The 5,078-nt window shown below is 49.0% G+C and carries 6 protein-coding genes and 2 tRNA genes; 3 read left to right on the top strand and 5 right to left on the bottom strand.

Annotated elements, in window-relative coordinates; translation table 11 throughout:
- The 5 genes from B3D59_RS18125 to B3D59_RS18105 form a co-directional block, all read right to left on the bottom strand.
- Positions 1 to 583 (bottom strand): amidase (locus B3D59_RS18125; protein WP_286822552.1); only part of this gene is annotated, 583 nt, incomplete at its 3' end.
- Between the two features lie 27 nt (positions 584 to 610).
- Positions 611 to 898: an Asp-tRNA(Asn)/Glu-tRNA(Gln) amidotransferase subunit GatC gene (gatC, locus tag B3D59_RS18120; RefSeq protein ID WP_286822551.1), complete on the bottom strand. Its 288-nt coding sequence runs from the start codon at positions 896 to 898 to the stop codon at positions 611 to 613.
- Positions 899 to 900: 2 nt separating this feature from the next.
- Positions 901 to 1,656, bottom strand: a complete 756-nt coding sequence (locus B3D59_RS18115) for an SPOR domain-containing protein (protein WP_286822550.1) — start codon at positions 1,654 to 1,656, stop codon at positions 901 to 903.
- Positions 1,657 to 1,715: 59 nt separating this feature from the next.
- Positions 1,716 to 3,401, bottom strand: coding sequence for an arginine--tRNA ligase (gene argS, locus B3D59_RS18110; RefSeq protein ID WP_286822549.1), 1,686 nt, complete (start codon positions 3,399 to 3,401; stop codon positions 1,716 to 1,718).
- Positions 3,402 to 3,407: 6 nt separating this feature from the next.
- Positions 3,408 to 3,860, bottom strand: a complete 453-nt coding sequence (locus B3D59_RS18105) for a hypothetical protein (protein WP_286822548.1) — start codon at positions 3,858 to 3,860, stop codon at positions 3,408 to 3,410.
- A gap of 163 nt (positions 3,861 to 4,023) precedes the next feature.
- On the opposite strand from B3D59_RS18105, the gene B3D59_RS18100 reads away from it, so the two are divergent.
- The 3 genes from B3D59_RS18100 to B3D59_RS18090 form a co-directional block, all read left to right on the top strand.
- A tRNA-Ser gene (locus tag B3D59_RS18100) sits at positions 4,024 to 4,111 on the top strand.
- A gap of 11 nt (positions 4,112 to 4,122) precedes the next feature.
- Positions 4,123 to 4,214 (top strand) — tRNA-Ser (locus B3D59_RS18095).
- Between the two features lie 177 nt (positions 4,215 to 4,391).
- The coding region (locus tag B3D59_RS18090) for a TIGR00266 family protein (RefSeq protein WP_286822547.1) at positions 4,392 to 5,078 on the top strand (687 nt) is incomplete at its 3' end.

Genomic DNA, 5,078 nt, shown 5'->3' with positions numbered 1-5,078 from the left:
CATAGGTGGGTTTCAGGCCCACCACACCACAATGGGAGGCGGGCTGGCGGATGGAACCGCCCGTGTCCGTGCCCACGGCCCCGGAACAGAACCGGGCCGCCACAGCAGCGGCAGATCCGCCGGATGAGCCGCCAGGGACATAGTCCGTGTTCCAGGGATTGCGGGTAACAAAAAAGGCTGAATTTTCGGTGGAAGAACCCATGGCAAATTCATCCATATTGGCCTTACCGATCAGCACGGCATCCTGGGCTTTAAATTTTTCCACCACCGTGGCATCGTATTGGGGCACAAAATTTTCAAGAATTTTAGATGCACAGGTGGTCTTCACCCCCTTTGTACATAAAACATCTTTTAAGGCCACGGGTATCCCGGTAAAAGCCTGGTTCTCCCCTTTGGCAATAATCCGGTCCGCCTGTTGAGCCTGTTCCAGGGCAAGATCCGGATCAACAGTAATAAATGCTGAAATAGTGTTGTCATATTTATCAATACGGTCAAGGAAGGCCCGTGTCAGTTCAACGGAAGATATTTCCTTTTTGTCCAGAAGATCTTTGGCCTGGGCAATGGTCAGGGTATGCAGATTCATTTTAGTTCCTTACGCTTTTTTTGGGGGCTACTTTACCACTCTTGGCACCACATAAAAGTCCTGGTCACGTTCCGGTGCATTGGCCAGGGTCACATCCGGGCCCGGGGACGGTTTTTCCTCGTCTTCTCGGAGCACATTATTCATGAATGCCGCCCCTGATACCGGTGTCACCCCGTCAACATCCACATCCTTGAGAGCATCAATATAATCCAGGATATCACTGAGCTGTCCTGCCAGGGTCTCCTTGAGTTCATCATCCACATCCAGCCGGGCCAGATGGGCTATTTTTTCCACTTCCTGCTGTGATATTTTCATTTTTATTCCTTTTTTATGACGATACCGTTAACACCTGAACCGGCAAGCTTTGCCAGCCGGGCCCCGGCTTCTTCCTGACCGGGAAAAGAGCCGGTCCTGATCCGGTGCCAGGTCACCCCGTTGATCGTCACACTGACCCGGTAGGAGGTAATCCCCTTTTTATTCAAAAGAGCCATCCGGGATAAGGCATCATTTAAATCCTTATATGACGCAACCTGAATGGTGTATGCACCATGGGTCGATACCGGCGCCCCGCTATCGGGCCTGGTTTCTTTGGAAACCGCATCTGTTTTTTTACCTGTTTGTTTTTTTGATTTTAAAACATTAGGGGCAGGCGGGATCACAGTCCGGTTTTCACTGGTTTTTGTATCTGTTTTTACCGAAGCACTCTTTTTAAGTAGTGGTGCCGGGGCATCACCATTGTCTTCACCCTGCCCGGCAGAATACCAGGTGGCCAGTTTTTTACTGAGCTTGACAGGAATCTTTTCAGCCTGGGGAGTATTGGGTATCGGCTCTATCGAAGCTGATTTCCCGGTTTCCCGGCCCGGGGTAATTTCTCCGGAATCATCTGTTTTTTCTTTGATCAGATAGGAGACCGGCTCGTCAAGGACATCATAAAATTTAAGATCTATTTTTTCCTTTTTAGGCAGTTTGGCAGAACGCTCACTCACCATTCGGCCAAGGCGTTCCTGGAAAGGTCGGGTTTCAAACAGGACAGGACTTGAACCTCTGCCTACAAAAACGCCAATACCAAACATCCAGATCCCGATTAAAAGATACCAGCCATATGTCCCAACACCACGAATCTTAAATCCTCCTACATTCTTTCAGGGGCAGAGACACCTAAAAGGGTCAACCCGTTACGGATCACTTTTTTAACTGCCAGAACCAGAGAAAGCCTGGCCAGGGACAGCGATCTATCTTCCATGATAACCTTATGCCGGTTATAGTAGGCATGAAAGGCCGAAGCAAGGCTCATCAGGTAGGTGAAAACCACATGGGGATGAAGGGTTTCCGCACTTTTTTCCACCTGTTCCCGGAAAGCGGCCATGTGCTTAATCAGCTTGAGTTCCTCTTCGGCCAGAAGTTTTTCAAGGTTGCTACCGGCGTTGAAGTCAATCTGGTCAATAAGTCCTTCATCCTTTGCCTTGTTTAAAATTCCGGTAATCCGGGCATGGACGTACTGCACATAATAAACAGGATTATCCGCACTCTTTTTTTTGGCCAGTTCCAAATCAAAATCAAGCCCTGAATCATAACTGCGGCTTAAAAACATGAACCGTGCAGCATCCTTTCCCACCTCGTCCACAATATCCTTAAGCGTCACAAACTCTCCGGCCCGGGTGGACATCTGCACGGGATTTCCGTCCCGCAGTAAATTGACCAGCTGGACCAGAATTACATCAAATTGTTCGCTCTTTCGTCCCGTGGCCACCACAGCCGCATCAATACGCTTGATATATCCATGGTGATCGGCCCCCCATACATCAATGACACGATCAAACCCGCGCTCGTACTTTTCGTCATGATAGGCGATGTCCGATGCAAAATAGGTGGTCAGTCCATTATTGCGCACCACCACCCGGTCCTTTTCATCCCCGAATTTTTCAGTACGGAACCAAAGAGCCCCGTCCTTTTCATAGATCAGGTCTTTTTCTTTAAAATTTTCAATGGCTGTCTGGACCCGACCCGAATCATAAAGGCTTTGCTCGCTGAACCAGTTGTCAAACCGGACACCGAAATCATCTAAATCGGACCGGATACCGGCCAGAATTTTACCGGCGGCAAATCGGGCACAGATCTCAACGCCCTGTTTTTCATCGGTATCAGCAAGGTCTTTTCCCCGGGCATCACGCACCTCTTTGGCAATGTCGCGGATATAGTCCCCCTGGTAGCAGTCCTGGGGAAAATCCACGGTTTTTCCCTGGATCTGTTGCAGCCGCAACCACACTGATGTGCCAAGGGTTCTGATCTGGCGGCCGGAGTCATTAATATAATATTCCTTTTGCACATCAAAACCTGCAAAGGAAAGGATATTGCCGACGGCATCCCCCACAGCAGCCCCCCGACCGTGCCCCACATGAAGCGGACCTGTTGGATTAGCCGATACAAATTCAACCTGGACACGTTTCCCACTGCCTATGGCAGACGCGCCAAAGGTTGCATCCTGCTTCAGCACTTGGTCCACCACCGGGTGCCAGGCCCCGGGGGATAAAAAAAAATTAATGAATCCGGGGCCTGCCACCTCTATTTTTTCCACTACAGAGCCCAAAGGGGTGTGGGGAGTGTCGGAAATGGCCTCAACAAGACTTTTGGCGATCTTTGCCGGGGCCATTTTCTGCAATTTTGCCGACACCATGGCAAAATTGGTTGAAAAATCGCCCTGGCCTTCATGTTTAGGGGTTTCAACTTCAAATTCAGGCACCTGGTTGGAAGGCAGCAAGCCCTTTTCGAAGGCAGTACCAGCCGCATCCAGGAGCATGGTTCTAATTTTTGTTTTCATAAAGGATTAATTCTCGTGTTCAGAGGTATCTTCAGGGGTGAATCTAGGCGTATCGTCCTCGGAATCAATTTCTTTCATCTCGTCTTCCTTGGTGTCCCCATCTTCATCTAACAGTGCATCCAGCTCCACATCATCTTCTTCAAGGGAAAAATCCTCTTCGCCGGGCAATGTGTCCACATCATTATGCTCAATGACCATCTTATCCGATTCAGGATCGGCAAAAAATTCAGTAGCATTTTCAAACAACTTTTCGGACAGCTCCCTGGTGGGGAAAAAACTGCGACGGCGAAATACGTTAAGAAACGCCTGAAAGCCATCTTTGCATGCAGCACTAATGACGTCAAGGGCATAGTCTTCTTCATGCAAAAGCAGAATTACACCGGGATCCACCTCTGCAGATTCAAGGACAGTCAGTATATTGTCCTCTATATTTTTTTCAAACCTGATTTTCTGTTTCATTGGATTCTCCTGTTATCATCCATTAACTTGAAACTTCTTAATATAGCCCAACCAATTCCCGTGTCAATAATTTAAATCTATCCCTTAAATCATTCCCGGAATTAAACAAACTTTTTAATTGACCCGCCGGTGTCAAGATGTTATATTAATCGGGTTAAATTTTGGAGGAGTGGCCGAGCGGCTGAAGGCGGCGGTCTTGAAAACCGTTAGGTGTTAAAGCCTCGTGGGTTCGAATCCTACCTCCTCCGCCAAAAAAAAATGTGGAGAAGTGACCGAGTGGCCGAAGGTGCTCGCCTGCTAAGCGAGTGTATGGGGAAACTTGTACCGAGAGTTCGAATCTCTCCTTCTCCGCCAATAATTGGGGGTCACAGTAAAATTGAATTTTACTGTGACCCCCAATTATATTTTGGATGACTTTTTAATGGAAAAAGAACAGATATATCTGATATACTGCGTTTCATATCAAAAACATTACCTGCCTGTCCAACAAGGCGGAATCTTTCATCATAATAGGCTTAAAGGAGGTAACCGATGCAATGCCATGAAGTGGATTACGAAATTTTCGGGGATGACATGCAGGCCGTTGAGGTGGGGCTGGATCCCGGCGAAACGGTGATTGCCGAGGCCGGTGCCATGAACTGGATGGAGCAGGGCATCGCATTTGAAGCAAAAATGGGGGACGGTTCTGAAGCGGACAAAGGGCTTATGGGCAAGCTCTTTAGCGCAGGCAAACGGGCGCTCACCGGTGAAAGCCTGTTTCTGACCCATTTCACCAACCAGGCACATGACAAAAAACGAGTGGCCTTTTCCGCGCCCTATCCCGGAAAAATTATTCCCGTTGACATGGCCGCCATCGGCGGACAGCTGACCTGCCAGAAAGATGCGTTTTTGTGCGCAGCCCTTGGCACAAAAGTTTCCATTGCCTTTAACCGGAAACTTGGGACCGGTTTCTTCGGCGGCGAAGGATTTATTCTTCAACGCCTGGAAGGTGACGGCATGGCGTTTGTTCATGCCGGCGGCACCATCGTTAAAAAAGAGCTGAACGGCGAAAGGCTGATGGTGGATACCGGCTGCATTGTGGCCTTTTCTCAGGGGATTCAATATGACATCCAGCGGGCAGGCGGACTTAAATCCATGTTTTTCGGCGGCGAAGGGTTGTTTCTGGCCACATTGGAAGGACACGGCAGCGTTTATTTGCAAAGCCTGCCCTTCTCCCGC

The sequence above is a fragment of the Desulfobacter sp. UBA2225 genome (assembly GCF_002348205.1).
Classification (GTDB): Bacteria; Desulfobacterota; Desulfobacteria; order Desulfobacterales; family Desulfobacteraceae; genus Desulfobacter; species Desulfobacter postgatei.
The sequence above is the reverse complement of the archived record's forward strand: the minus strand, read 5'-3'. Positions and strand labels throughout refer to the sequence as shown.